This window comes from Nonomuraea purpurea (assembly GCF_042650645.1).
GTDB lineage: Bacteria > Actinomycetota > Actinomycetes > Streptosporangiales > Streptosporangiaceae > Nonomuraea > Nonomuraea purpurea.
Map to the genome: position 1 here is coordinate 1 of NZ_JBHSBI010000033.1, position 23,049 is coordinate 23,049.

Genomic DNA, 23,049 nt, shown 5'->3' on the forward strand with positions numbered 1-23,049 from the left:
CGGTCAAGGTCACTGTCTGAAAGATCCTGTTCTCGCCCTGATTGAGTCACAGAAGACTACTTCGTCCCCAGGTCTCACGAGAGTCTGACAGAGAGGGCGGGGGCTGAGGGCTGATGACTGTGTCACACCAGGGACCTGGGGAGTACGCCATCAATTCCAGCCACGCGGCCGAGACGCGGCAAAAGCTCACTTTCTGAGGTTTTGTCTTGTCGATCTGGTGCAAACCAGATCGTCGGTCTGGTGAAGGGATCGGAAGTCCGTGATCGTTTCTTGGAAGAAGGATCCATGACACTGGCAAAGAAGGCCTCTGCAGCGGCGGTTCTGTGCGCATCAGCGCTCCTGATCACAGCCGTCGCCTCGGCCGCACAAGCCGACACCATCGGCCCGGCTCATGTCGGCAGCCACACCATCGCCGTCGCCCCGAATTCGTGGCTCTGGGCCAGCCCGAACACAGCCGATCTGCGGGCGACGCCGACCGGCCCGTACAGCACCACCGCCCTGGCCACCTGCAAGCGGTGGGGCAACATAGGGTGGATGTACTACGTTCGCCACCACCAGCTCGGTCGCACCGGATACGTGGCCCCCACGAGCACCAACCTGACGCATTCCCACCTCCCCACGTGTAGCTGACGCAGGCTGGCGCTCTGCCGTAGCACCACCCCCTGCGGGTCCCACGGCTGGCGCCCGTCGACAAGCTCCGTGCCTGGTGCCCGGCGCGGCGCCGGCCTCGGTGTGGGGGCAGCCGGTTGGGTGATAAGCCTGGGGCGACCAACCGGCTGTCCCCCTGCACACGCACGATCCGGCGTGAGCACCCGCTGCGGCATCCCCGGCCGGCGCAGCGGGCTGAGCCGCCGACAGTCTTACGTGTGCGGCGAGTGATTGCCGCCAATCCTGACACGCGCGGGGCTGGTCTCGGCGTACCGTCATCGTCGTGACACACCAGGACGTGACAGCCGCCCCGTCACCCGAAGGCGCCGACCCGGTGATCGCGCTGGTCGACGCCTGCCGGCACTTCGCCACCCATGTGAGCCTGCTGGCCGACCAGCTCGGCGAGGCGCGGCTGAGCGCCGACGACGCCGAGCACGTCACCGACGCCGTTCACCGGGTCTTCGCCGCGGCCGGGCTGGCGGCCAGGCTGACCATCGGCCTGCGACGGCACACCCGCGATGACCGGTGCGCGCACTACAACGTGCTCACCGCCGCCGAGTGGGGTCCGCTGGCCGGGGGCGCCCACGAGCGCAACGCCTTCTACGGGTGCGGACTGCGGAGCGGCCACCGACACGGCCTCGGAGTTCGTGGCGCAGCTGAAGACCCGTATGAAGAACGTGGCCGCGGCCGTGGACGCCGGCTATCCGGACAACGCCGACCTTCTCATCGACGAACAGGGCCGGCCCTCGCTCAAGGCCCGCAAGTCCGCCGGGCACAGCGCCGAGGCGCTCAAGCTGGCCACGGTCGTCAAGGATCGGCTGCCGGAACGCTCTCTGCTGGAGATTCTGACCCGGACCACTCGGCACCTGCGCTGGTTCCGGCATTTCGGGCCGCTGTCGGGGTCGGAGGCCAAGCTGGCCGACCCGCTGGAGCGCTACCTGCTGGTCGCTTTTGCCTACGGCTGCAACCTGGGCGCCGCCCAGGCTGCCCGGCACCTGGGCGGCCGCATCAGCGCGCACGAGCTGTCCTACACGGTGCGTAAGCATGTCACGCTGACCAGTTTGAACAAGGCGATCGCCGATGTGGTCAACGCCTACCTGCGGCTGGATCTGCCCAGGTTGTGGGGGGAGGGAAACGCGGTGGCCGCCGACGGCACCAAGTACGACATCTACGTGGACAACCTGATCGCCGAGTTCCACATACGGTATGGAGGCTACGGCGGCGTTGCCTACCACCACATCGCCGACAATTACATCGCGCTGTTTTCAAGATTTGTGCCGTGCGGGGTGTGGGAGGCGGTCTACATCATCGAAGGGCTGCTGGAGCAGGAGAGCGAGGCTGCCCCCAAGGAGATCCATGCCGACACGCAAGGCCAGTCGTTCCCTGTCTTCGGGCTGGCGCACTTGTTCGGGTTCGAGCTGCTGCCGTGTATCCGCAACTTCCGGGACCTGACCTTCCACCGGCCCGAGCCGGGGCGTGCGCTATCGGCATATCGACGCGCTGTTCGGCGAGCCGATCAACTGGCAGCTGATCGAGGATCACTGGCAGGACCTGATGAAGGTGGCCATCTTCATCCGCGAAGGTGAGCTGTCGTCGATCACGCTGCTGCGGCGGCTGCGGCACGACTCCAAGCGCAACAAGATCTACCGCGCCTTCCGCGAGCTGGGCCGCGTGATCCGCACCATGGTGCTTCTTCGGTACGTCTCCGACGCCGCGCTACGGGAGAACATCACCCGGGCCACCAACATGGTCGAGTCCTACAACAACTTCTCCAAGTGGATCGGGTTCGGCAACAACGGAGTGATCGCCGAGAACGACCCGGAGGAACAGGAGAAGGCGATCAAGTTCAACATCCTGGTCGCCGACCTGGTCATGTACCAGACCACGCTGGACATGTCCTTGGTGCTCAACCAGCTGCGCAGCGAGGGCGAGACGGTGCAACGGGCCGACGTGGCCATCATGTCCCCCTACCAGGAAGACAACGTGCGCCGCTTCGGCGACTACATCTACGACCTGACTGCGCCGCTGGAGAACATGGAGGTGCATCTCAACCTTGGGGAGGAGACCGACATCGCCACAAGCACGTCATGACCGGCCTGAGGCGGTCTGATCGGATGTGCGTGGCCCCAGCCACCGGGACGTTCCACGTCGAACTTTCACGATGCGGACCCGTCGCTGACCTCGCATGAGGCGTTCGACTCGGGCGGTGCTGGGGGCGTCCGCCGGCCGCCCGGCTGCTGGATTATGGCACGCAGTCAAGCGGCCAGCGCGGCCCGCCCGTCGTCCGGCGGACGCAGACTCAGAGGCAGCCTCTCCGCTTCAAGGACTTGGACCAGGCCGGGAGTACGTCGGTGGTCTGCGGACGGGTGACGGACCAGAGTTCACGCCCTTGCCCCGGCACGAGTTCCTGGCCGCCCAGGAGGAGGTAGGAGGTCTTGTCGAAGATGAGGGATTCGCGGGAGATGGCGCCCCCGCGGCCTCGGTTGTCCACCCGGGTCACGGCGATGCCTGATTTGCCGGTGGCATCCTTGAGCTCTTCCGTCTCGATGCCTGGCAGGGTCGCGGCGATCTTGAAGATGGCTGCCTGCTGCTTGGGCGGGACCGGGCTGCCGAGGATGTTGAGGACGCCGTTCCAGGTCTGGGTCGCTGTGTCCTTGTTGGGGACCATTTCGTTCCCGCGTTCGGCCAGCTTGTGCCGGAGCTGCTCTTGGTCGGTCGGCCACTTTTGGAGGTCGGCGTAGGTGGGGCGCCCCGCGCCACGTTCGGGGCACCGGGTCAGGAGTTCCTTGTACTCGTGGTCTTGTGGCCTGGATTTCGACGGCTTGTGCCAGAGGAGTCCTGGGCGGGAGCCGTCGACGGACTCCCAGACCTCGCCCGTGATGTGGCGCGGACCGACGTTGGGAACCCCGTTTTCGCTGCGCGTCTCCGCGATCCGCTCGTAGCGGAGGTACTGGTCGTCGCGGGGTTGCGGCCACGGGGTGGCGGTCGCGGCGTCGGCCGCCATCCTCAGGACCTCGGCGGCGCTCGCGGGCGCGGAAGGGTTGAACGTCTGGACGGCGATCACTCCTGCGGTCATCGCCGCGACCAGGCCGCCCGCCAGCACCAGACGCCGCAGGCCGGCCTGGGTCCGGGGCCGGTGCTTCGTGCGGGCTTCGGCCAGGAGGGCGGTACGGGCGGAGGAGAGGCGGTCCGCCGTGGGGTGCGGCTTGTCGGCGAACAGGTCCCGCAGTTCGGTCAGGTCGTTCAGTTCATTCATGAGGTCTGCTCCGTCGTGGGGTCTGTGCTGCCAAGGGCGTTGCGGACGATGGCCCGCGCACGGTTGAGGCGGGAACGGACTGTTCCGATCGGGATGGACAGGGCGTTGGCGACTTCCTCGTAGGTGAGGTCGGCCCAGGCCACGAGTAAGAGGACGTCACGGTCACGGCCCTTGAGCGAGGCGAGCGCCTGGGCGAGAGGTCGGCGTACGGCATGCGCGCTCGCCCGCTCAAGAGCTTGTTCCGCGGCGTCGTCGGCGTCGGGAAGCACGCCCACTTTCGAGTACGCCTTATAGCGGTGTATCTCGGCGCGCCGATGCTGGCGGATGAAGTTGGTCGCGAAGCCGTACAACCAGGGAAGGGCCTCCGGACGGGCGGTGTCGTAGTCGCGGCGCTGCCTGAACGCAGCGAGGAACGTCTCGGAGACGACGTCGTCGGCCGTGTCGTCGCCGAGCCGGCGGGCCACATAACGGTGGATGTGTCCTGCGTGCCTGTCGAACAACAAGGCGAAATCCTCGGGATCTCGCCACGACCGTTCGATCAGGGCGGCGTCAGACAGGGTCGTACTGAGCGGCATGTGGTTGGGCCTTTTCAAGGAAGTAGTGTCGCCCGTCTTTCACACGAGTGAGGAAACGAGTTCACGGGACGCTGCCTACCGCCCGGAAGGCTCGGGTGAAGGCCAAGAGAGCGCACGCGCCAAGATTCGCCGCTGCGCGGCCAGGCGCGGGAGGGCTCCGTGCTGAAGACTTCCGAGATTAGCTCAATCTCGGAAGTACACTCCGAGATGTGAGTTCCGAGATTACGCGCTCCGAACCCTCACAGGGGTTCGGATCCACTTCCGAGATTACGAGGCGCCGTCCGGGCACCCGCCCCACCCGGCTCCCGACCGCCTATGACGGCGTCTTCGGCGAGTACGCCGCGGCGCTGGAGCGCGCGCCGCTGTCGGATGAGACCCGGCGCACCTACCGCTCCCGGGTGCGCATGTTCCTGGCCTGGCTGGCCGATCACGCCGCCACCTATTCCGCCGATCCCCTCGCCGATCGGCAGGCGCGGGACTGGCGGTGCGCGACTACCGCATGTGGCTGCTGCGCGACGGCCCCGCCAAGCGCAGCCGCGTCTACGTCAACTCCGCCCTCACCGCATTGGACGATTTCCACGTTCGCCGAGGCTTGGGCAAGGCCGACGTCGCCCGCGAAGACCTGCCCAAAAGCGCACCGCGCGCCCTGGAGGAGCGCGCCCGCATCCGCTGGCTGCGCGCCGTGGAGGCGCATCTGTCCCCCCGTGGCCGGTGCATCGCACTGATCCCCTACTACGCCGGCGCCCGCATCAGCGAGGTCGTCCGCCTCGACGTCGACGACATCCAGATGTCGGCCCGCAAGGGCCGGCTGCGCCTGTACGGCAAGGGCGACAAGTTCCGCGAGGTCGACATCCACCCCAAACTCCGCACCGAACTGCAGCTCTGGCTCGACGAACGCCCCAACTGGCCTCATGCCGACGACAACCGGGCCCTGTTCCTCAACGCCAAGGGCGGGCGGCTGACCGCCCGCGCTGCAGGCGGCATCATCGCCGAGATCGCCCAGACCGCCGAGCTGGACGATCCCACCACGGCGCACGTCCTGCGCCACACGCTCGCCACCACGCTGGTTCGCGGCAAGACCGACCTGGTCCTGGTCGCCGAGATCCTTGGCCACGCCCGCCTGGAGACCACCCGCCGATACAGCTTGCCCTCCGACAAGGACAAGGAAGACGCCCTCAAATTGATCACAGTTGACCGCTGACCGCATGCCTGCCTGCGGAAAAGGGCATCAAGATCGACTCATGGCCGGTTTTACCCGTATCTCGGCTGGACCCGTGCTCACCCCGCCTGCCCGACGACGGCACCGTCTCGCGGCACCACTGCATGCTCGACATCAATCCGCCGGAGATCCGCATCCGCGACTTCGGCAGTCTGAACGGCACCTACGTCAACGGCAACAAGATCGGGCAGCGAGACAAGGGCCTGTCGCCCGAGGAGGCGGCCACGCTGCGGTTCCCCGAACACGATCTTGTCGACGGTGACGAGATTCAGCTCGGAGAGACGGTCTTCCGCGTCGATGTGCACGCTCCGGCGCCCGCCCCTCGGCCGGCCACCGCGATCATGCCGGTCGGCACCCTGTCCGGAGACGACCCGGACGCCAAGGTCCGCTCCCTCATCGATCTGGCCCCCGGCGGCGAGAGCGGCCTGGCCTCGATCGCCGGATACGAACTCCTGCGCACGCTCGGCCGCGGTGGCATGGGCGCGGTCTACCTGGTCTACGACCCCAGAGCCGAGCGGCAGGTCGCCTTGAAGCTCATGCTGCCGAAGGTGGCGGCGCAGGCGGAGGCACGCCTGCGTTTCCTTCAGGAGGCCGCGTTCAGCGCCACGCTGCGCCATCCCAACATCGCCGCGCTCTACGACTACGGCTACGCCGACGGAGCGTTCTTCTTCACCCTTGAATACTGTCCCGGCGGCAGCCTGGACCAGTTGCTGAGGCAGCGTGGTGGAACCCTGCCCGTGGGCGAGACCGTCCCGCTGATCGTCCAAGCCCTGGACGGCCTGGCCCACGCGCACGCCAACACCGTCGTCCACCGCGATCTCAGCCCGCACAACATCCTGCTCGCCGACGTCCCCAAGATCGCGGACTTCGGCCTGGCCAAGTCCTTCGACCAGAACGGCCTCAGCGGCCTCACCCGTACCGGAGCCGCTGCGGGCAAACCCTTCTTCATGCCCCGCCAGCAGGTCGTCCAATTCAAGAACGCCGACCCGGCGGTCGACGTGTGGGCTGTCGCCGCCACCCTCTACCACTGCCTCACCGGCGCCTACCCGCGCGACTTCACCCCTGCCAAGGACGTCTGGCAGACCGTGCTCCAATCACCTGCGGTCCCCATCCGCCGACGTGACCCCTCCATCCCGAGTCCCCTCGCCGACGTCATCGACCATGCCCTCGGCGAGCGCCCCGCCATCGGCTTTCAAACGGCGACCGACTTCCGCCAGGCCCTCCTCGCCGCCTGCCCATAGCGGACGTCGGCTGCAGAAGTCGTTCAGACTATGATCCTTGTTGATCATCTCCGCGCTGGGGAGACCGGGAGAAACCAGGGGTCACTACTTCGCCTTGCCGTCGAAGGCCTGCGCTCCTTTGAATCGGGAAACACGCAGTAGAGCACGGGATGCTGCCCGCTCATCGTGTTGTCGGCTGCCGGCCGCTTCCATCCTGCGACCGTGGTCTGCTCTTCTCGCTTCGGGCGCGGATCCTCCCCGACCTCGTATCTGGCGGCTGGGAACCCGTTCAGGAGAAACCGCAGATCCGCGCCGCCCGCCGACGCCGCGATCAAGCGACGCGCTGGAGAAGCCCTCACGGCTAAACCGACCTCCATCGCTGCAATCTTGATCGTCATGTTGCGGCCCTTTCGTCGATCTTGGACTGAGCCGCCCGGCGACCGCGCCTTCCTACGATCGGCCGCCTCCTCCGTGGGCGGGCGAAGCCATCATTCTGGGCTGCTGAAACGTCCACCATGGGGTTATCCCTGAGCGCACGTTCCAATGGCGACGTGCACCGATCACCCGCGTGCACGCGCGGCCGCGAGGGCCGACTGTGCGTTCCGGAGCAACCCGACGGCGCAGCCTGGGGCCGGCAAAGGTGGGGGGTCAACGCCCAGCGCGTCGCAAACCCGCCCGCCCGGTAGCGAGACCCGGTGTACGACACCGAGAGTTGCGGCCAATAACAATGGGTGACTGTCGTGATGCGCGCGCCGACCCCGCCGCTTTTGCTCGGGGTCTTGGGACTATCCGGCCGGAGTTGAACGATAAGCCTCCGCCGCAGGTCAGAAGGTTGCGGGCTGAGGCGTCGCGGACGACCTGATCTCGGCTCGGGCCGGAACTCAGTAGTAGGCCACGTTCACGGCCAGAGCGGCCGCCGCCAGCGTGAAGAACACCGACCATGCGCCGAAGTGGTGGTCACGGGCCCGCAGGTGAACGCAGAACGCGCCGAGGAAGTACAACACGAGGCCGGCGGCGGCGAGCAGGCCCAGCACCGGAACGGCGAACCCGGCCAGCAGTCCCAGCGAGCCCGCCGCCAGCATCACGCCCAGCGGGAGCGTCCATGAACGGGGCACGCGAAGCTGGTCCGCCTGCTTCTTGGGGTATTCATGGCCGATGACGTTGGCGATGGCGGCCAAGCCGACGACGGCCGAGGCGAGGAGAGTGATCACGAGGTAGGCGGCGAACACGATGGTCCCCTTGTCCGTGAGAGCGATAGGCCAGTTGCGCGCTACACGGACGAGATGAGCGCCGGGAACGTGACAGGCCCCGGTGTGATACGGGTCACGGCTCCGCCGGCCGACGCCACGGACGACATCACATCGGTTGAGCACCAGGTGCATGACATGGTGAAGGACACACACCTGCAGTGGCCCAACGAGCTGGTCAGACCGCGTCAGCGCGGGTGCTTCGGTCAGTTCGGTGAGCACGTCCCAGGCCATGTTCAGTCGGTGAGCCGGCGCTGGGTCTGCTCCAGGCGCCGTCGTACGAGCAGGTCGATCGCGTCGGCCGGCGTGAGCGCGGTCATGGCCTCGTCGACCAGGCCGAGCGCGGTGAGTTCCGTGAACACGCGGCGTGCTTCAGGCATGACTAGGTCGGCGGCGAGGGCGTCCGGAGACACGCCTCAGCCCGTCGTCCAGCGACGGAGTTTGTCGGGGTTGCGTACCGCCCAGATGCGCTTGATTCGATCGCCCGCGACCTCGAACGCGAACACCGTCACGGTGACGCCGTCCTGCTGAGCCACCAGACCGGGCTGACCGTTGACCGTACGCTCCAGGAACGTCATGTTGCCGGGCCTCTGCTCGGCGATCTCGACCCAGGCGCGCGCGATCTGCTCGCCGCCCTCGATGGGGCGCAGGAAGGTGATGGCGAGGCCGCCGCCGTCGGCGATCGCCGTGGCGTCGGGGTCGAGCAGGACGATCAGGGCGTCGATGTCCTTGGCCTCCCATGCCTGCTTGAAGTCCCGGACGATGCGGGCCTGCTGGGCTGTCGGACTCGCGGGGCTCTGCGATTCGCGAATGCGGCGGCGGGCCGAGGAGGCCAGCTGGCGGCATGCCGCCGGAGTCCGGCCGACGATCTCGGCCACTTCGGCGAAGGAGTGGCAGAAGACATCGTGCAGGATGAATGCGACGCGTTCGGCCGGGGTCATCGATTCGAGCACGACCAGGAAGGCCATGTTGACCGACTCGTCCAGGGTGACCCAGTCGGCCGGGTCGATCGTCGCACCGCCCGGTCGCGCGCTGATCCACTCCGTGCGCTCGGGCAGCGGCTCGGGGATCCACTCCCCCACATACCGCTCCCGCCTCGCGCGCGCCGAGCCGAGCACGTCCAGGCAGATGCGCCCGGCGACCCTCGTCAGCCAGGCGCCGGGGGACTCGATGACGTCCTGCTGCTGCCGGGACATGGCATACCAGCGGGCGTAGGCCTCCTGCACGACATCCTCGGCCTCGGCCAGGGAGCCGAGGAGCCGGTAGGCGAAATTGATCAGCTGGCGCCGCTCGCTCATGATCGCACTCAGGCCGTGTCCTGACTCGGATCGGGTGGTCATGGTGTCGATGGCTCCCTAGGTCGTTTCTGCCTTCACCTGTTCGACGAGATAGCGCGCCGACCTGTGAGGTCGGCGCGTCGCCTGACATTCCGCGCGTTTGTGTCGTCGGACTGCCCAGACGAACACATCATCATCCAGCGAACAGGAAGCTCAGAGACATCATGACTACCTCAATGCCGGCATCACCGTTCGCCGGTCCGGCACGCAGACATCCACGTCCGAAAGCCGTTGCCGCAGGCCGTCGCTGAACCTCGGAGAGTGCCCGGCACCACACCGGTGCCGGGCACTCTGGACCCGTGGCCGGGTCTCAACGACGGACGCCCCCGAACGTCGGCGACTCGTCAGGGCTCGAGGTCGGCCACGCCCTTGCCGCTCGCGAAGTCGAACGGCACAGAGGCCTGGTCGTGCGCGATCAACCAATGGTCGTCGCTCTTCCGGAAGCAGTACGTGGCCCGGACCCACATGCCACTCGTCGCCGTCCCGTTCCGCAGCGTGCCGCTGAGCCGACCGAAACCGTGGCCGAATGCCACGTCACCGCCCACGGTGACGGTCAGGTCGCGAATCTCATAGTTCACGTCCTGGAAGAACGTGAACGCCCTCGTCCAGTTCTCCATCTTCGCCTCTATCCCCACGTGCTGCAGCGGCGGCTCGACGTCGAAGGAGACGACGTCTGTCGCGTAAAGCCGTCTCAGGCCGTCGAGGTCCTTGGCGCGGATTCCTTCGACGATCTTCGCCACCTGCTGCTTGATCTTGGCTTCCTCTACCTCGCGGTGCGCAGGCATCGCTACCCATCACTTCCCATCGGTGTGGAATCTCGGCTTTTCACCAGACCGACGACACAGCACCCCGGGATGTCAGGCCCGATGAAACCCCGGACCGAAACGAGGACGCGGAATGTAATCCGGCGTTCCGATGTGGGTAAGTATCGAAGGCCTAGATCCCGCAAGCTGGCGAATCTTCTCCAGCGGGTAGGTGGCCTGTCTGCTCCGGCGCTGGAACGTGCGGTAGAAGTCGGACATCACGGCGGCGATCGGCGCGTGCCGGGCGATGATCGCTGCGGCCTCCTCCGGGATTCCTGTGGGGCGCTCGCCCTCCGCGTAGGCGCGCACCCGCTTGTAGCGGCCTTCCCCGTCTTCTCTCCGCAGTCCGTACAGAGCGGTGACCAGCCAGTCCACCCGATACTTGGCGGAATAACAGCGGTCGTAGGTCTGGTGTCGGCCGAAGAAGTCGGCCTCGTCCTGCGACAGCTCGAACCCGGACGAAATCGCGAGGCCGTAGTCGGCGAAGTAGAGGCGCCGGCCGTCGGTCAGGATGTTCTCAAAGTGCGCGTCGAAGTGCAGGAGCCCACGGCTGTTCATGAACGAGATGCCGGCTGCCAGTTCCCTCTCCACCATGGCGCAGGCTCGGTTGGCGGCTTGGTCGCCTGCCTCGACCTGGGCACCCAGCCACTGGTGCAGGTTCTGCGGAATGTACTCCAGGAACAGCGCGACGCTCGCCGAGGACTGCTGAAGAGCCTGGATCCGGCGGCGTACCTGCGATCCGCCGCCCCAGTAGGCGACCGCCCGGTCGATGTCGGCCAGTTCTTCGGGCAGAGGCGTCGAGTCCGGCAGCACCCGCCAGTGGTACGTCAGTGGAAAGCCCTCATATTGCGCCGCGAGCACCCAATTTGTCGTCATGGTGTGCACGGCGAGCTCCCTCCAGACTCCGAAGCCCGGCCCGCCGATGGCGCCGACGCCGTAGTGACAGAAGACAGGCAGGTCGAACAGATTCGCCGTGGATCGGACATGCTCAGACTGCCTCTCCAGATCGGTGAGAGGCACCCGCTTGACAAAGACCGGGGTTCCGGCAACCTCCAGCAGTGCCGACTTCCCGCCGATGCCGGATCCCAGCGGCACGGCCGTGTCCACGAGTTCGCTCAAGGCGCGGTCACTGCACAAGGCCAGGGATGTGGAGACGGCACTATGGGCGGTAAGACGCGCATCGCGCGACATGTCAGGACACTTCGCTTCGGCTTCCACCTGGGTACCGACCTCGATTCTGCAATCGCCACGCAGTCGCGCCGAGCGCAACGGCGCGAGGCTCTGCGGTGTGGCCTCCGGAGCGGGCAGAGGGCGTCCAATATCCGTGTGAGACGACAGACCTGGACGCACTCCTGACAGCACCCTAGTGAAGATCGACGACAACATGGGAGCCCGGTGCCCGGTGGACCGCGCAGCGGAAGCCGCGAGACGGCGCTGGCGGTCACGCGGCCCGTGCCTTTACACAGCCGAGACGCGTGTGATCATCGTTGCCCTCGGTCAGACACTCAGGCCATGGATGTGGGCGAGAGCCGCGGCCTCGGTACGGGTGGCGACTCCCAGCTTGTCGAGGATGTTGGCGACGTGGAACTTCACCGTGTGCTGGCTGATCAGCAGGTCCTCGGCGATCTGCCGGTTACGCAAGCCGCGCGCCAGCCGTTCGAGCACTTCCAACTCGCGCGGTTTGAGCACGGCCAGGGCATCGTCAGGAACCTCCGTGACAGGTGGCGTGAGCGGCAGCGCCGCGGTCACCGTGGTGCCCCAGCCTGGAACCGCGTCGAGCGAGAGGCGGCCGCCTACGGCCGCTGCCAACTCGGTGAGGCGGCGCACCGGCAGGGCGTCGACGGTCAGCACCCCCGGCCCGTCGTCGCGGATCGCCACGTGGAGCTCGGCCCCGGATACCTCCCAGGTCACGCGGATCCTGCTCAGCCCTGCGTAGTCGAGCATGGTGACGACGGTGTTCCTGGCCAGGGCCCGGGCCGCGTTGGCGATGTCACCAGGCAGGACGTGATCCGGCTCGCGCGGGCCGTTGAGCTCCAGCGACACCTCGCTGTAGCGGGTGAGCGGCGCCAGCTTCCCGGCGAGCCGGTTGAAGGCGACTCCTGCCCGCTCCTCGCTCAGGGTGGAGTCGAGGTCGGCCGCCGCGCGCAGTTCGATGAGCGCGGAGACCGCCAGATCGGTTGCGGTGCGCCGAGCTGCCGCGTCGTCGAGTGTACGGCTGCGCAACGTGCTGAGCAGCGACTGGAGCGTGGCCGCGTGAGCGTTGGTGAGTTCGGTGATGGCACGGGCGCGCTCGCTGGCCGCGACCCGGTTCCCGCTGAGGTCGGCCGGTCGGAGATTGACGGCCCGGTGCGACAGGTGCAGCGCCACCAGATCCCACAGCGCCTGCACCAGCACGCGCACCTCATCGGCGGGTTCATCGCCGGTCATCACCACGAGCAGGGCGCCGTCGGCACCGGGTGGCTGGGATGCGACGGCGAGCGCGGGAATGAGTTCGCCCGCCAGGTGGGCCTGGCCGAACCATGGCCTGCCCAGCTCCACCGTCCCGCCCACCCTGGCCAGCTCGGTGCTGGTGATCTGCTCGGTCAGCGCTGCTTCGCCATACGCCTTCATGGGGTGTCTGGCGCAGTCACCGGTCAGCATGGCGAGCGCCCGGTGCGGCAGGTACTCCGACAGCGCTGCCGACAGGGGCTCCAGAATGCCGCCGACCGGGGCCCGGAGCACGGAAGCGGCGGCGGCGAGTGCGACGGCGGGGTCAGGCAGGCGCATGGCCTCATGCTAGGGCCGCTCGTTCGGGCAGCGGATACCAGCCGAGCGGGCAGTGCGTCAGCTCACGTCTCACCCGCAGGCTTGTTCCCATGAAAGCCCTTGTCGCGCCGGGTTATGGCGCTGTTGACCAGCTTCGCGTGTCCGATGCGCCCGAGCGCCCGCCGGCTTCAGTCGTCGACCTGATCAACGCCGGCCCCGAACTCGCCTCGACGGCAGCGCTCGTCCGGCAGGGTGGACGGCTGATCTCGACCTTGTACGCGCGCGGCAAGATCGTGATCACTTTCTGAGGAGACCACAATGATGACCCTGCCCACCCGCGCGGGCGACCGTCCCAAGACAGGACCGTCCGTGCCGCACGTCCAGCTCAGCCAGCTCAGCCCCGACGAGATCCGCGAACAGCTGACGAGGTGGATGAGCACCGCGCTCCCCGCGACCGAGATCAGGCCCAGCGAGATCTCCGAGCCAGGCGCGACCGCCTTCTTCCTGGAAGGCGACACCAAGCCACCCGAGGGAGCGGTGCTTCTGCCGCCCCGCCTGATCGCCGAGTTCGCTCACGTCCACACCGACGGCAGCCTGCACCTGGCCCTGTCTCAGGAGGACCAGCAGGAACTCATCGTCAAGGGCTGGGGCGAGCGCCACCCCCTGTACTCACCGACGATCAACGTGGTGATGCTCTACGGGCCTCGCACCGAGGAGGAACTGGAGGTCGCCAAGAGCGTCGTCGCTGCCTCCTACCGCTACGCGACCGGCAGGACACTGCAGCGTCCTTCAGCTGTCAGCTGACGTAGACCTGGAGTCGTCGGGTGCTGCCTCGGTCAACGCCGCGTTGATCTCCGCCAGCTCGAACTCGGACGGGACCTGCGACGTTTCGCCCCGAGGGGACCCCGCCGGGTCGGTGCTCGTCCTCGACGACCATCGGCTGGCGCTGGCCGACCGGCCCGGCAACGCCCGGCTCGACAGTTTCCGCAACGTGCTGGACAACCCCCGCGTGGGGTTGCTGTTCCTCGTGCCGGGGATGAACGAGACCCTGCGGGTGAACGGGCGCGCGACGCTCGTGTCGGACGCGCCGTTCTTCGACGACCTCACGGTCCAGGGTAAGCGGCCGCGGCTGGCGGTCCTCGTCGAGGTCGAAGAGCTGTACATGCACTGTGCGAAGGCATTCCTGCGTGCGCGACAGGTAGGGCTCGACTTGGCGGAGGACCTCCCGCGTCAGGGGCGGGACGTGACAGCCGAGGCGCAGCAGGGCGCCCCTCTAAAGGCGTTTGGCCTCGCCTGCGGCGGCGCGGGCTTCGCGGGGGCGGCCGAGGTGTCTGAGCTGCCTGGCGAGCCACATCAACGCGTCGTAGAAGCCGTCGCGATGGGCGTCGGGCTCGCGGACGTACAGCGGACGGAGCAGAGCTATGGCTTCCTCCGTCGAGGTCAGGGACTCACTGTGGCGGCGCAGGTGCCCCAGGGCAACGCCGCGGTTGTAGAGACTGCGGGCGAGCCCGGCGGGCGAATCGACGCCTCGGCGGTGGAGATCGATCGCCTCGTTCAGTGGAGTCAAAGCGTCCGTGAATCTCTTGACTGCCAGCAGCGCCCAGCCGAGGTTGTTCAGGGAGGAGGCGAGTTGGGGCCGGCGGCGGTCGTCGGTTCTCGCCGCGATGCGATGGAGGTTCACAGCGCGTTCGAGGGGTTCGACGGCTTCGCCGTACCTGCCGAGTTTGGACAGCACCACGGCGAGGTTATGGAGCGGAGAGGCCAGCATGGCGTCGGTGGACTCTTCCTCCAGGAGGTCGATCACCTGCTGGAACTGCGCAACGGCGGCATCGAGGCGCCCCTCCCCCATCAGGCGCAGGCCTTCCTCGTTGAACTCGTGCACGCGATCCGCCCTCGATCCGCCGTTGCGACGGAAGCCGGTCGTGGTCACGGTGTAGCCACGCTGCGCCAGCAGGTCATCCATGAAGCCGATGAAGCCGGGCTGAGTTTCGCGGACGTGGCGGTGGTAGCGGGTGGCCATGTCCTGGTACGGCTGGGCCTCGTCGTCGCGGCCCATCTGGTGCAACTGGTGGATGAGCGCGAGGAGCCCGCCCCAGTGGTCGATGGCATCTTCCGTCGAGCCCGCTTCGATGAGCGGACGGCGCAGCTCCATCGCTTCGGTATGCGCGTCGAGCGCCTCGCCGGAAAGACCCATTTCGCCCAGCTTGATGCCGAGGTGCTCCAGGGATGAGGCCAGCTCCAGGCTGGAGCCGTGACGGCGGCACAGTTGCACGGCCGCACGAATCGAGACGAGGGCCTGGTCGTGGTGGCGAAGCTCGGCCAGTTGGTTGCCGAGGTTCATCAGTGATGAGGCGAGGCTCATGGCGTGCATGTCCGGGCGGCGGCCGCTCAGATCGCGCAAGACGTCGATGGCCTCTTCAGCGATCGGAACGGCCTCAGCCCTTCTCCCTGACAGGCCGAGGACGAGTGCGTAGTGGTCCAGCGCGATCCCCAGACCGGGCAGATGCAGGTCGGGATCGCCCACGACGAGTCGCCGGTATTCGCCTACCGCCTCCTCAGCCTCGGCCAACGCCTGCGCCAGGTACTCGTGCGAGTGGGACACGCGGCGACACTAACACCCCGCCCCGACAGGGCTTGGCGGCCCCGTGATCCAGGGGCCCGAACCGATGGGCGGATCGCCGCACGACGATTCGTCACGACACCCGCGCATCTTCTTCGCCGTCGCTCGGGTACGTGAACTCGGTGGCACGGCAGAAGATCCGGTCAGCATCCCTTCCGGGGCCTACGCCCACTGCACAGACGATCAGGGCGTGGAGTTCAGCCTGTCCCAGCAGGCCGGCACCGACGCGTTCGTGATGGCCGCTCTCCTGCCGGCCCTTGAGGTCAGGGCCGAAAAGCTCCTGACTCAAGGGACGACCTGCACATCATCGGCGGGGAGAGAGGCGGTGGCGCGCGAGCGCATCGTGGAACGGCTGGTGGTGCTCGGCGATGCGGCGCAGGTGCTCGTTGGTGTCGGGCGTCTCGCGCTGCTTGGGCGTCTGGGCCACCAGCCCGCTGCTCTCGGCCACCTCCGCGTGCCACCGGTCCGTACGCTGCCAGTTCGCCCACTGACCGGGATCCCAGCGCATCGCCTCGGGCATGAACTCCAGCCCGACCCGCTCGCAGTATGCCCGGATCGTCGCCTCCGGATCGGCCACGAGATCGTCGCCGTCGATCACCAGGGGGACTTCGCCGGTGACCGACCGCACGGCGTCGAAGATGGCGTGCAGGTATTCGAATCCGTACTCGTCCAGGGTGGCCTCGGGGTTCATGGCGTAGTGCGAGGAGATGGCGTCGTGCGGTTCCCGGATCATGAACGTGTTGATGACGTCGCAGAACAGGCGCTCGTCCTCAAGCAGCGGCGTGTAGGTGTAGTCGGAGGTGTCCTTGGCGAACACCCGGCGCTCGTTGGCGTTGACGTCGAGCATCACGTCGAGCAGCTCGACCGCCGACGTGACGCGCCTGCCCCCGAGTTCGAAATGGCCGTCGGCCTGCAGGTAGGAGAACGGCTCGTGGACCACCTCGAGGTCGCCGCGCTCGAGCATGATGCGCAGGAACGCGGTGGAGCGCGACCGGGGCACGGCCCACAGCACAATGGGCTTCGGCGCGGCACTCATTGCGACCACGCAGTGGGCCGGCGGTCCCAGCGGTGTTCGCGCAGCCGCGCCATCAGCTCTTCGCTCAGCGGCTCGGCGTCGCTGGTGGCGAGGTTGGCGCGGACGTGGGTGAGCTTGCGCATGCCGGGGATGACGGTCGCGACGTCGGGGTTCTGGAGGATGAAGCGCAGTGCGAGTTCGGGCATGGTCATGCCCTCGGGCACGATCCGCGCCAGCCGCTCGGCGCGCTCCACGCTCGGGAGGAGGTTCTCCGGTACGAAGTAGGTGTTGCGCCAGTCGCCTTCAGGCCAGCGGGTGTCGCGGGTGAGGGTGCCGGTGAGGGTGCCTTCGTCGAAGGGCACCCGCGCGATCACCGCGACATCCGACTCGCGGCATGCCGGGAACAACTCGTCCTCGGGGGCCTGGTCGAAGATGTTGTAGATGACCTGCACCGCGTCGATCAGTCCGGTGCTCAGGGTTTGCAGGACGTTCCAAGGCTCCCATCGGTTGACGCTGATGCCGACGCCTTTGATCAGCCCGCGTTCCTTCATCTCGATGACGGTGTCCTGCCAAGCCGCGTCGTGCGCCCAGGCGTCCTCCCAGACATGGAACTGGAACAGGTCGACGGACGGCGTGCCCAGCCCTTCGAGGCTGCGGTGCAGGTACTCCCAGAGATGATCCGGCGGGTACACCTCGGACAGTTTGGAGTCGCGGGTCGATGGCCAGTTGCGATCCTTCGGCGGGGGTTTGGTCGCGATGTGGAGGCGGCGATCCGGGTGCCGCTTGACCGACTGCCCGAGCATCCTTTCGCTGTGTCCGCGACCGTAGATCCACGCGGTGTCGAAGTAGTCGCACCCGAGCCGCACGGCTTCGTCCAGCGCGGTGTCGCCGGTCTCGTCGTCGGCGCCGGTCCATCCGCCCTCGCCGCCGGCTATGCCCCACATCCCGTAGCCGACGTCGCTGACCATCCAGCCCAGCCGGCCGAATCGACGCTCACGCATCGTTTTCTCCTTTCACGCCTGAAACGGCGATTTCCTAGCTCCAGCGGTTACCGCCCGAGCCGAACCGAGTCTGCTGCGCCACGGGGCTGGCGACCTTCATCCGCTCGACCTGGACGATGCCCCGGTGGACGGACAGGGTCACCCTGCCGCCGGCCTCGCCGACGAGCCGGTCGATGCCGTCTCGCGCGGCCTGCGCGGCGGGTTCGAGCCACCGCGCCTCGTACATCGCGGCGCCCAGTACGGCGGCCAGCCGATCGTAGAGTTCGCGGCCTGCCGCATCGAGGCCGGCCTGCAGGATGCGGGTCCACGCGCGTTCGAGCAGTTCCAGGCCGGGCGCCTCGTAGATGCCCCGGCAGACCGTGCCGATGATGCGTCGCTCGACCACGTCGCGAAGCCAGATGCCGTGCCGTGCGCCGATGTCGTTGGCCAGCGTCATCCACTCGACCGGGTCGGGGCCGCTGCCGTTGACGTCGGCGACCCGCCCCTCGTGGAAGGTGACCGTGACGGTCTCGGGCTCGGCCGAGGTCTGCCCGGGCCAGCCGCTCCACCGCGGCTGGAGCCGGGTGACGGGCGTTTCGAGGTCTTCCAGCTCGGCCGACTCGTGCGAGATGCCGGCGAGGTTGGCATCGGTGGACCGCCCGGCGCCGCTGCCCAGGTCGAGATGCAGCCCGTGCTCGGCGACGGCCGCGAGCATGGCCCCGCGATCGGGGAAGCGCTCAAGCGCCCGCGGATCCGTCCACGGCTCGATGACGGACAGCTCCGGTGTGACGTGGGCGCCGTAACGCGCGAAGCGGCGCTGGTCGTTGCCCCCGCCGACACAGCCGTGAGCGAACGTGCGGCATCCGTCGGCCCGCATCAGCGGCGCGACCTCGCTGACGAGCACGAAGCGCGCCGCACCGGTCGTGTTCCAGTAGCCGCCGTCGTGGCGGGCCCGGTAGCGCAGCAGGTCCGACGCCACGGCGGCCATCGACGGTCGTAGATCTATGACGACGACATCGTTTCCCGATCTTCGCAGCGAAGAGGCGAGCGCGTCCATCTCCGCGCGATCTGATTGGCCGATGTCGGCGATATAGTGCCGCGTCGGAGCGGACCGTTCATGAAGCCAGACTCCGACGGCCAGGGCGGAAAGTCCTCCCGATTGGAATAATCCGACGGGTGCGTTGCCATTGGCTTGCGGCACAACCTTCCCCTTTACGCTGGTGGACGGGGCGATGCCGGCGCTCAATACGCCGACCGCCACCGACCCTACCCACGGAAGGCGAGCATTCACGCCCCGCGCACCGATGATCTCGAATTCGCAGTCGTCCGCCCGTGTCATGCCACTGCGGTCCGCCGGATATGTCCTCAGGGATTGTCCAAAAAGCATGCGTGGATTGGCCGGAGCCGAGCCGGGTAAGGCCGGGTATGCCACTCAGGCCTTCGCCAAGCCGGCGCCGCAGCTTTCGCGCCGCATTCCGCACGCCCGCCGCCGGGCCGCAGCCGAATTCAGCGCGGATCAATCCTTCATTTTCGCAGGCCATGGCGACATCCGCGACGGGCCACGACGGCTGCGGCGACACCCGGGGTTGCGGATCCCGGCCGCGTATCCCAGTATGGACGTAACCCTTTAAGCGCTCAATATCGGTTACTCGATATGCCGTGCAGCACTCAGTCGTCTGGCGAAGGGAGGACCACGTGTTCACCGCACGCATGCTCGCGTCAGCTTCCCGATTCCCGCGCGTTTCGGCACTTCAGCGAGCTATTCGCGGAGGAGCAATCGTTGTTGCGGAGCCATCACCGGCGGCACGGCACCGGAGGGTGTGACAACCCGGCGCTGTACGGGACGCGCGTCTCCGACGCTGGGACGGCCTGATCAGCCGGTCAGCATCGGTGCTACTGCGGCAGCTGGCGACTCGGGACCGCTCAGCGGCACGCCGAGCCAGGAATATCCGACCGCCCGCGCACATTTTCCGAAGCCTGACAATTCGCGCGACACTCAGCCACCTATTCACGGCCGCCTGACCCGGTAAAACACCTGGCCACCTGAAATTCGCAGACCTGAATAGAGACAGATCTGCCTGACACGAGGATCTGTTGCCGGTCGAGAATATGGGAGCACGATGCCACGCCATCAGCCGACGCACCTGACCGAAGAAGCCATTCGCTTATCCCTGGGGCCACCCAACGCGTTCCCCCGGCAAAGCACCGTCCTCGACCTGTTCTGCGAACAGAAAGAGAACGCACCGGACCGTCCCGCCGTCCGCTACCGGGACACCATGATGACCTACGCCGACCTCGATGTCGCGGCCAATGTGACGGCAAATCGGCTGATCGGCAACGGCGTACTCGAACGACAATTGATACCCGTGCTGGCGGCGGACGGCCCCGAATTTCCGGCGTCGCTCTTCGGGGTGATGAAAACGGGCTCGGCGTTCGTGCCGCTGGATCCGGCCTGGCCGATCGACCGGATCGGCGCGATCCTCGCCGAACTGTCGCCCCCCGCCATCGTGGCCTCGCCGGCGACCCTGGAGACCGTCGCCGAACTGGAGTCAGCCCTCCCGACAGTGATCGTCGACTGCGCGGAGCCGTACGATCCCGCCGAACGGACACCCCCGCCCGCCGACCGTAGGTCCGGACCCGAAGACCTGATCTACGGGTTCTACACCTCCGGCTCGACGGGCACGCCCAAATGCGCGCTCAACCACCACCGCGGCCTGGTCAACAGGTTGACCACGATGTCGCGCCGGTTCGGTGACGGGGCCGATCACGTGACGCTGCAGAACAGCCGGTCCACGTTCGACTCCTCGATGTGGCAGGTGTTGTGGCCCCTGGTGTCCGGTGGGCAGGTCGTGTTGCCGCACCGCGACGGGATCCTCGACCTCGAGGAGACCGCGGTGACGATCGGCCGCTACGGCATCACGATGACCGACTTCGTGCCGTCCGTGCTCGCGGCGTTCGTGTCGCTGCTGGAGGTGCGCGAGGACCTGCGCGAGGCGACGTCCAGCCTGCGGCGCATGCTGATCGGCGGGGAGGCGGCCGGCCCCGGCGTGGTGCACCGGCTGCGCACCCTGCTGCCCGAGCTCAAGATCACCAACACGTTCGGACCGACGGAGTGTTCGATCGGGTCGGTGTTCCACGAGGTCACAGACGACGACCTGGACCGGATCCCCCTCGGGCGCGCCATCGACAACACCGCCGCCATCGTGCTCGACGACGATCTCAAGCCTGTCCCGGTGAACACGCCCGGCGAACTGTACCTCGGCGGTGAATGCATCGGCGCGGGCTACCTCAACGACCCCGAGCGCACCGCGCGGGTGTTCGTGGCCAACCCGTTCCCCCAGATCCCCGGCCGGAAGCTCTACCGGACGGGCGACCTGGCGCGGGTCGGCGACGACGGGCTGCTGTACTTCATCGGCCGGCTCGACGAGCAGGTCAAGCTCGGTGGGGTACGCGTGGAGCTCGGCGATGTCGCCTCGGCCCTGGCCAACCATCCGCTCGTGGGCAGCGCGGTGGCGGTCGTGCTCGGTGAGGCGCCCGAGTCCACTCTGGTCTGCTGCGTCACGCCGCGCTCGCCGGACGATTCGCCGTCCGCGGAGCAGCTTCGCGGGTACGCGGCGGAGAAACTGCCGGCCGAGCAGGTCCCGCAACAGATCGCGGTGCTCGACGCGCTCCCCCTCAACCGCAACGGCAAGGCGGACCGCAAGGCATTGGCCGCGCTCATCGTGGCCGAGTCCGCGCGGCAGGAGGGCCAGGAAGAGCGCGTCGAGCCGCCTGCCAACCCGATGGAGGAGCTGGTCTGCTCGGCGTGGCGCGAAGTGCTCGAGCGGGAGCAGGTCTCGGTGGCCGTCCCGTTCTCCGACTACGGGGGCACCTCGCTGATCGCCTACCGGCTCACCACCGCGGTCAGCCGGCGGCTGGGAAGGCCGGTGCGTCCCAGGGACCTGCTTGTCGCGTCGACCGTGCGCGCGCAGGCGGCGCGGCTGGCCCAGGGCATCGACGACGACAGCGCCGAACTGGCCTACATCAGGCACGACCTGGCGTGGCGCCCGCCGCGGGCACTGCTGCTCACCGGCGCGACGGGGTTCGTCGGAGCGCACATCTTCGCCGAGTTGCTGATGCATTCCAACGCCGAGCTGATCTGCCTGGTACGGTGCTCCGATCCCCCAGACGGCGCCCGGCGGCTGACCGAAGCCCTTGAGCAGTACGGGCTGACGTCCGCCTGGCAGTTGCTGCCCATGGCGCTCAAGACCGGACGGGTCGAGGTGGTCCCCGGCGACCTGGGCAGCGATCTGCTCGGCCTGCCGCAGTGGCGATTCGACGCGATCGCGTCGGCCGTGTCCGGTGTCGTCAACGCCGCGGGCGCGGTGAACTTCCTGTCCGGCTATCTGGACCACCGCCCGGCCAATGTGCTCGGCGTGCAGGAGCTCATCAAGCTCGCCTCGGGCGGTGCCCGGGTGCACGCCCTGTCCACCCTGAGCATCTTCCCGCCCGCCGGCCCGGCCGCCCCGCGCATCACCGAGGATCAGATCCCGGAGGCGGACCAGGTCGCCCCGGACGGCTACAACCGATCGAAGTACGTCGCGGAAAGCCTGCTCACCGGCGCGCACCGCCAGGGCGTCAGCTCGGTGGTGTACCGCCTCGGCGAGGTCTGGCCGCACCAGGCGACAGGCGTGGCCAACCCGGATTCGCTGGCGCACAACCTGCTGTACGCGTGCGCGCGCACCGGATGCGTGTTCAGGACCGAAGCCGAGACCGACGTGACGCCGGTGGACGTGGTCGGCCGGTTCGTGGCCCGCGCCGCCACCGGCGACCTCAAGGTGCCCGACGGCGCGATGCACGTGCTGTGGCCGGCCAGGCTGCGCTTCGCCGAGGCGTTCGAGGTGCTCGCCGACCGGTGCCGGCTCGACCGGGTCGGCTACGCGCAGTTCCACGATCGGCTGGAGGCCGTCGCCGAACCCGACGACAGGCTCGCCAGGCTGCGCCTGCTGCTGCCGCCTCCGGACGCCGGTTGCGACGCGGCGCCGATCGAGTTCGACCAGATGTTCACCGACGGCTCCCGGCGCTTCGACGCCCGGCGGTTCAGCCGGCACGCGCTCTCGCTGGCGCGGCCGACGGCGGACGGGCTCAAGGCGCTCGATCGCTACCTCAGCGAGCTGACCGACATTCCCGCCTTCGCACCTCAAGAAAGGTAAGCGCAGTGAAAGACGAATTCGTCGTGGTGATCAACCACGAGGAGCAGTACTCGATCTGGCCCGCCGGCCGGGAGACACCGAACGGCTGGCGCGAGACCGGAGTCGAGGGCGGCAAGAGCGACTGCCTGGCACACATCGCGCGGGTGTGGATGGATCTGCGCCCGTTGAGCGTGCGACGGTGAGGAGGAGACC

General features: G+C 67.8%; 23 protein-coding genes and 1 pseudogene. 9 read left to right on the plus strand and 15 right to left on the minus strand.

The window, feature by feature from the left end; genetic code table 11:
- Positions 1-389: 389 nt before the first annotated feature.
- Together ACFOY2_RS43615 and ACFOY2_RS43620 are read right to left on the minus strand one after the other, a co-directional pair.
- Entirely contained in the window at positions 390-527 is a 138-nt protein-coding gene (locus ACFOY2_RS43615) for a hypothetical protein (RefSeq protein WP_379534028.1), read from the minus strand.
- Between the two features lie 434 nt (positions 528-961).
- Positions 962-1,183, minus strand: a complete 222-nt coding sequence (locus ACFOY2_RS43620) for a hypothetical protein (protein WP_379534029.1) — start codon at positions 1,181-1,183, stop codon at positions 962-964.
- Positions 1,184-1,295: 112 nt separating this feature from the next.
- On the opposite strand from ACFOY2_RS43620, the gene ACFOY2_RS43625 reads away from it, so the two are divergent.
- Positions 1,296-2,234, plus strand: coding sequence for a Tn3 family transposase (locus ACFOY2_RS43625; RefSeq protein WP_379534030.1), 939 nt, complete (start codon positions 1,296-1,298; stop codon positions 2,232-2,234).
- Positions 2,125-2,739: a Tn3 family transposase gene (locus tag ACFOY2_RS43630; RefSeq protein WP_379534031.1), complete on the plus strand. Its 615-nt coding sequence runs from the start codon at positions 2,125-2,127 to the stop codon at positions 2,737-2,739. The genes ACFOY2_RS43625 and ACFOY2_RS43630 overlap by 110 nt, the downstream gene beginning before the upstream one ends.
- Positions 2,740-2,947: 208 nt before the next feature.
- On the opposite strand, the gene ACFOY2_RS43635 is transcribed toward ACFOY2_RS43630, so the two are convergent.
- Positions 2,948-3,904, minus strand: coding sequence for a CU044_5270 family protein (locus tag ACFOY2_RS43635; RefSeq protein WP_379534032.1), 957 nt, complete (start codon positions 3,902-3,904; stop codon positions 2,948-2,950).
- Complete coding sequence (locus tag ACFOY2_RS43640; RefSeq protein ID WP_379534033.1) at positions 3,901-4,479, minus strand: RNA polymerase sigma factor; 579 nt, start codon at positions 4,477-4,479, stop codon at positions 3,901-3,903. The genes ACFOY2_RS43635 and ACFOY2_RS43640 overlap by 4 nt, the downstream gene beginning before the upstream one ends.
- 484 nt (positions 4,480-4,963) lie before the next feature.
- Between ACFOY2_RS43640 and ACFOY2_RS43645 the strand changes: the two genes are divergently transcribed.
- Together ACFOY2_RS43645 and ACFOY2_RS43650 are read left to right on the plus strand one after the other, a co-directional pair.
- A complete protein-coding gene (locus ACFOY2_RS43645; RefSeq protein ID WP_379534034.1) occupies positions 4,964-5,680 on the plus strand; it encodes a tyrosine-type recombinase/integrase in 717 nt (238 codons plus the stop codon).
- Between the two features lie 65 nt (positions 5,681-5,745).
- A complete protein-coding gene (locus ACFOY2_RS43650) occupies positions 5,746-6,939 on the plus strand; it encodes a protein kinase domain-containing protein (protein ID WP_379534169.1) in 1,194 nt (397 codons plus the stop codon).
- A gap of 860 nt (positions 6,940-7,799) precedes the next feature.
- Here the strand turns inward: ACFOY2_RS43650 and ACFOY2_RS43655 are convergent.
- From ACFOY2_RS43655 to ACFOY2_RS43680, 6 genes are all read right to left on the minus strand, one after another.
- Positions 7,800-8,147: a DoxX family protein gene (locus ACFOY2_RS43655; RefSeq protein WP_379534035.1), complete on the minus strand. Its 348-nt coding sequence runs from the start codon at positions 8,145-8,147 to the stop codon at positions 7,800-7,802.
- Between the two features lie 254 nt (positions 8,148-8,401).
- Complete coding sequence (locus ACFOY2_RS43660) at positions 8,402-8,527, minus strand: hypothetical protein (protein ID WP_379534036.1); 126 nt, start codon at positions 8,525-8,527, stop codon at positions 8,402-8,404.
- Positions 8,528-8,581: 54 nt separating this feature from the next.
- Complete coding sequence (sigJ, locus tag ACFOY2_RS43665; RefSeq protein WP_379534037.1) at positions 8,582-9,505, minus strand: RNA polymerase sigma factor SigJ; 924 nt, start codon at positions 9,503-9,505, stop codon at positions 8,582-8,584.
- A 341-nt stretch (positions 9,506-9,846) separates the two neighbouring features.
- Positions 9,847-10,287, minus strand: a complete 441-nt coding sequence (locus ACFOY2_RS43670) for a YybH family protein (RefSeq protein ID WP_379534038.1) — start codon at positions 10,285-10,287, stop codon at positions 9,847-9,849.
- Positions 10,288-10,359: 72 nt separating this feature from the next.
- Complete coding sequence (locus ACFOY2_RS43675; protein WP_379534039.1) at positions 10,360-11,424, minus strand: protein kinase family protein; 1,065 nt, start codon at positions 11,422-11,424, stop codon at positions 10,360-10,362.
- A gap of 378 nt (positions 11,425-11,802) precedes the next feature.
- A complete protein-coding gene (locus ACFOY2_RS43680; RefSeq protein ID WP_379534040.1) occupies positions 11,803-13,071 on the minus strand; it encodes a helix-turn-helix transcriptional regulator in 1,269 nt (422 codons plus the stop codon).
- An 89-nt stretch (positions 13,072-13,160) separates the two neighbouring features.
- Between ACFOY2_RS43680 and ACFOY2_RS43685 the strand changes: the two genes are divergently transcribed.
- The 3 genes and pseudogenes from ACFOY2_RS43685 to ACFOY2_RS54760 all read left to right on the plus strand — a co-directional run.
- Positions 13,161-13,358, plus strand: coding sequence for a hypothetical protein (locus tag ACFOY2_RS43685; RefSeq protein WP_379534041.1), 198 nt, complete (start codon positions 13,161-13,163; stop codon positions 13,356-13,358).
- Between the two features lie 10 nt (positions 13,359-13,368).
- The gene (locus ACFOY2_RS43690; RefSeq protein ID WP_379534042.1) at positions 13,369-13,854 is read left to right on the plus strand and encodes a luciferase domain-containing protein; all 486 of its coding nucleotides are present in this window, start codon (positions 13,369-13,371) and stop codon (positions 13,852-13,854) included.
- A gap of 112 nt (positions 13,855-13,966) precedes the next feature.
- Positions 13,967-14,161, plus strand: a pseudogene (locus ACFOY2_RS54760) (pyridoxamine 5'-phosphate oxidase family protein); the annotation flags it as partial.
- A gap of 162 nt (positions 14,162-14,323) precedes the next feature.
- Here the strand turns inward: ACFOY2_RS54760 and ACFOY2_RS43700 are convergent.
- The 5 genes from ACFOY2_RS43700 to ACFOY2_RS43720 form a co-directional block, all read right to left on the minus strand.
- A complete protein-coding gene (locus ACFOY2_RS43700) occupies positions 14,324-15,619 on the minus strand; it encodes a tetratricopeptide repeat protein (RefSeq protein WP_379534043.1) in 1,296 nt (431 codons plus the stop codon).
- Between the two features lie 124 nt (positions 15,620-15,743).
- Positions 15,744-15,959, minus strand: a complete 216-nt coding sequence (locus tag ACFOY2_RS43705; protein WP_379534044.1) for a hypothetical protein — start codon at positions 15,957-15,959, stop codon at positions 15,744-15,746.
- Between the two features lie 15 nt (positions 15,960-15,974).
- Positions 15,975-16,706 carry a sulfotransferase-like domain-containing protein gene (locus ACFOY2_RS43710; protein ID WP_379534045.1) on the minus strand — a complete coding sequence of 244 codons (732 nt, stop codon included), beginning with the start codon at positions 16,704-16,706 and terminating at the stop codon, positions 15,975-15,977.
- Complete coding sequence (locus ACFOY2_RS43715) at positions 16,703-17,686, minus strand: aldo/keto reductase (RefSeq protein ID WP_379534046.1); 984 nt, start codon at positions 17,684-17,686, stop codon at positions 16,703-16,705. Before ACFOY2_RS43715 ends, ACFOY2_RS43710 begins: the two co-directional genes overlap by 4 nt.
- Before the next feature lie 34 nt (positions 17,687-17,720).
- The gene (locus ACFOY2_RS43720) at positions 17,721-19,052 is read right to left on the minus strand and encodes an argininosuccinate synthase domain-containing protein (protein ID WP_379534170.1); all 1,332 of its coding nucleotides are present in this window, start codon (positions 19,050-19,052) and stop codon (positions 17,721-17,723) included.
- 733 nt (positions 19,053-19,785) lie between these two features.
- On the opposite strand from ACFOY2_RS43720, the gene ACFOY2_RS43725 reads away from it, so the two are divergent.
- Complete coding sequence (locus tag ACFOY2_RS43725; protein ID WP_379534047.1) at positions 19,786-22,857, plus strand: non-ribosomal peptide synthetase; 3,072 nt, start codon at positions 19,786-19,788, stop codon at positions 22,855-22,857.
- 5 nt (positions 22,858-22,862) lie between these two features.
- Positions 22,863-23,039 carry an MbtH family protein gene (locus ACFOY2_RS43730; RefSeq protein ID WP_379534048.1) on the plus strand — a complete coding sequence of 59 codons (177 nt, stop codon included), beginning with the start codon at positions 22,863-22,865 and terminating at the stop codon, positions 23,037-23,039.
- The last annotated feature ends 10 nt before the right edge of the window (positions 23,040-23,049 follow it).

Coding starts and splice junctions, on each gene's coding strand:
- ACFOY2_RS43615 (WP_379534028.1), bottom strand. CDS start 527: ATGTTGCCCCACCGCTTGCAGGTGGCCAGGGCGGTGGTGCTGTACGGG.
- ACFOY2_RS43635 (WP_379534032.1), bottom strand. CDS start 3,904: ATGAATGAACTGAACGACCTGACCGAACTGCGGGACCTGTTCGCCGAC.
- ACFOY2_RS43640 (WP_379534033.1), bottom strand. CDS start 4,479: ATGCCGCTCAGTACGACCCTGTCTGACGCCGCCCTGATCGAACGGTCG.
- sigJ (WP_379534037.1), bottom strand. CDS start 9,505: ATGACCACCCGATCCGAGTCAGGACACGGCCTGAGTGCGATCATGAGC.
- ACFOY2_RS43670 (WP_379534038.1), bottom strand. CDS start 10,287: ATGCCTGCGCACCGCGAGGTAGAGGAAGCCAAGATCAAGCAGCAGGTG.
- ACFOY2_RS43680 (WP_379534040.1), bottom strand. CDS start 13,071: ATGCGCCTGCCTGACCCCGCCGTCGCACTCGCCGCCGCCGCTTCCGTG.
- ACFOY2_RS43685 (WP_379534041.1), top strand. CDS start 13,161: ATGAAAGCCCTTGTCGCGCCGGGTTATGGCGCTGTTGACCAGCTTCGC.
- ACFOY2_RS43690 (WP_379534042.1), top strand. CDS start 13,369: ATGATGACCCTGCCCACCCGCGCGGGCGACCGTCCCAAGACAGGACCG.
- ACFOY2_RS43710 (WP_379534045.1), bottom strand. CDS start 16,706: ATGAGTGCCGCGCCGAAGCCCATTGTGCTGTGGGCCGTGCCCCGGTCG.
- ACFOY2_RS43715 (WP_379534046.1), bottom strand. CDS start 17,686: ATGCGTGAGCGTCGATTCGGCCGGCTGGGCTGGATGGTCAGCGACGTC.
- ACFOY2_RS43720 (WP_379534170.1), bottom strand. CDS start 19,052: ATGCTTTTTGGACAATCCCTGAGGACATATCCGGCGGACCGCAGTGGC.
- ACFOY2_RS43725 (WP_379534047.1), top strand. CDS start 19,786: ATGCCACGCCATCAGCCGACGCACCTGACCGAAGAAGCCATTCGCTTA.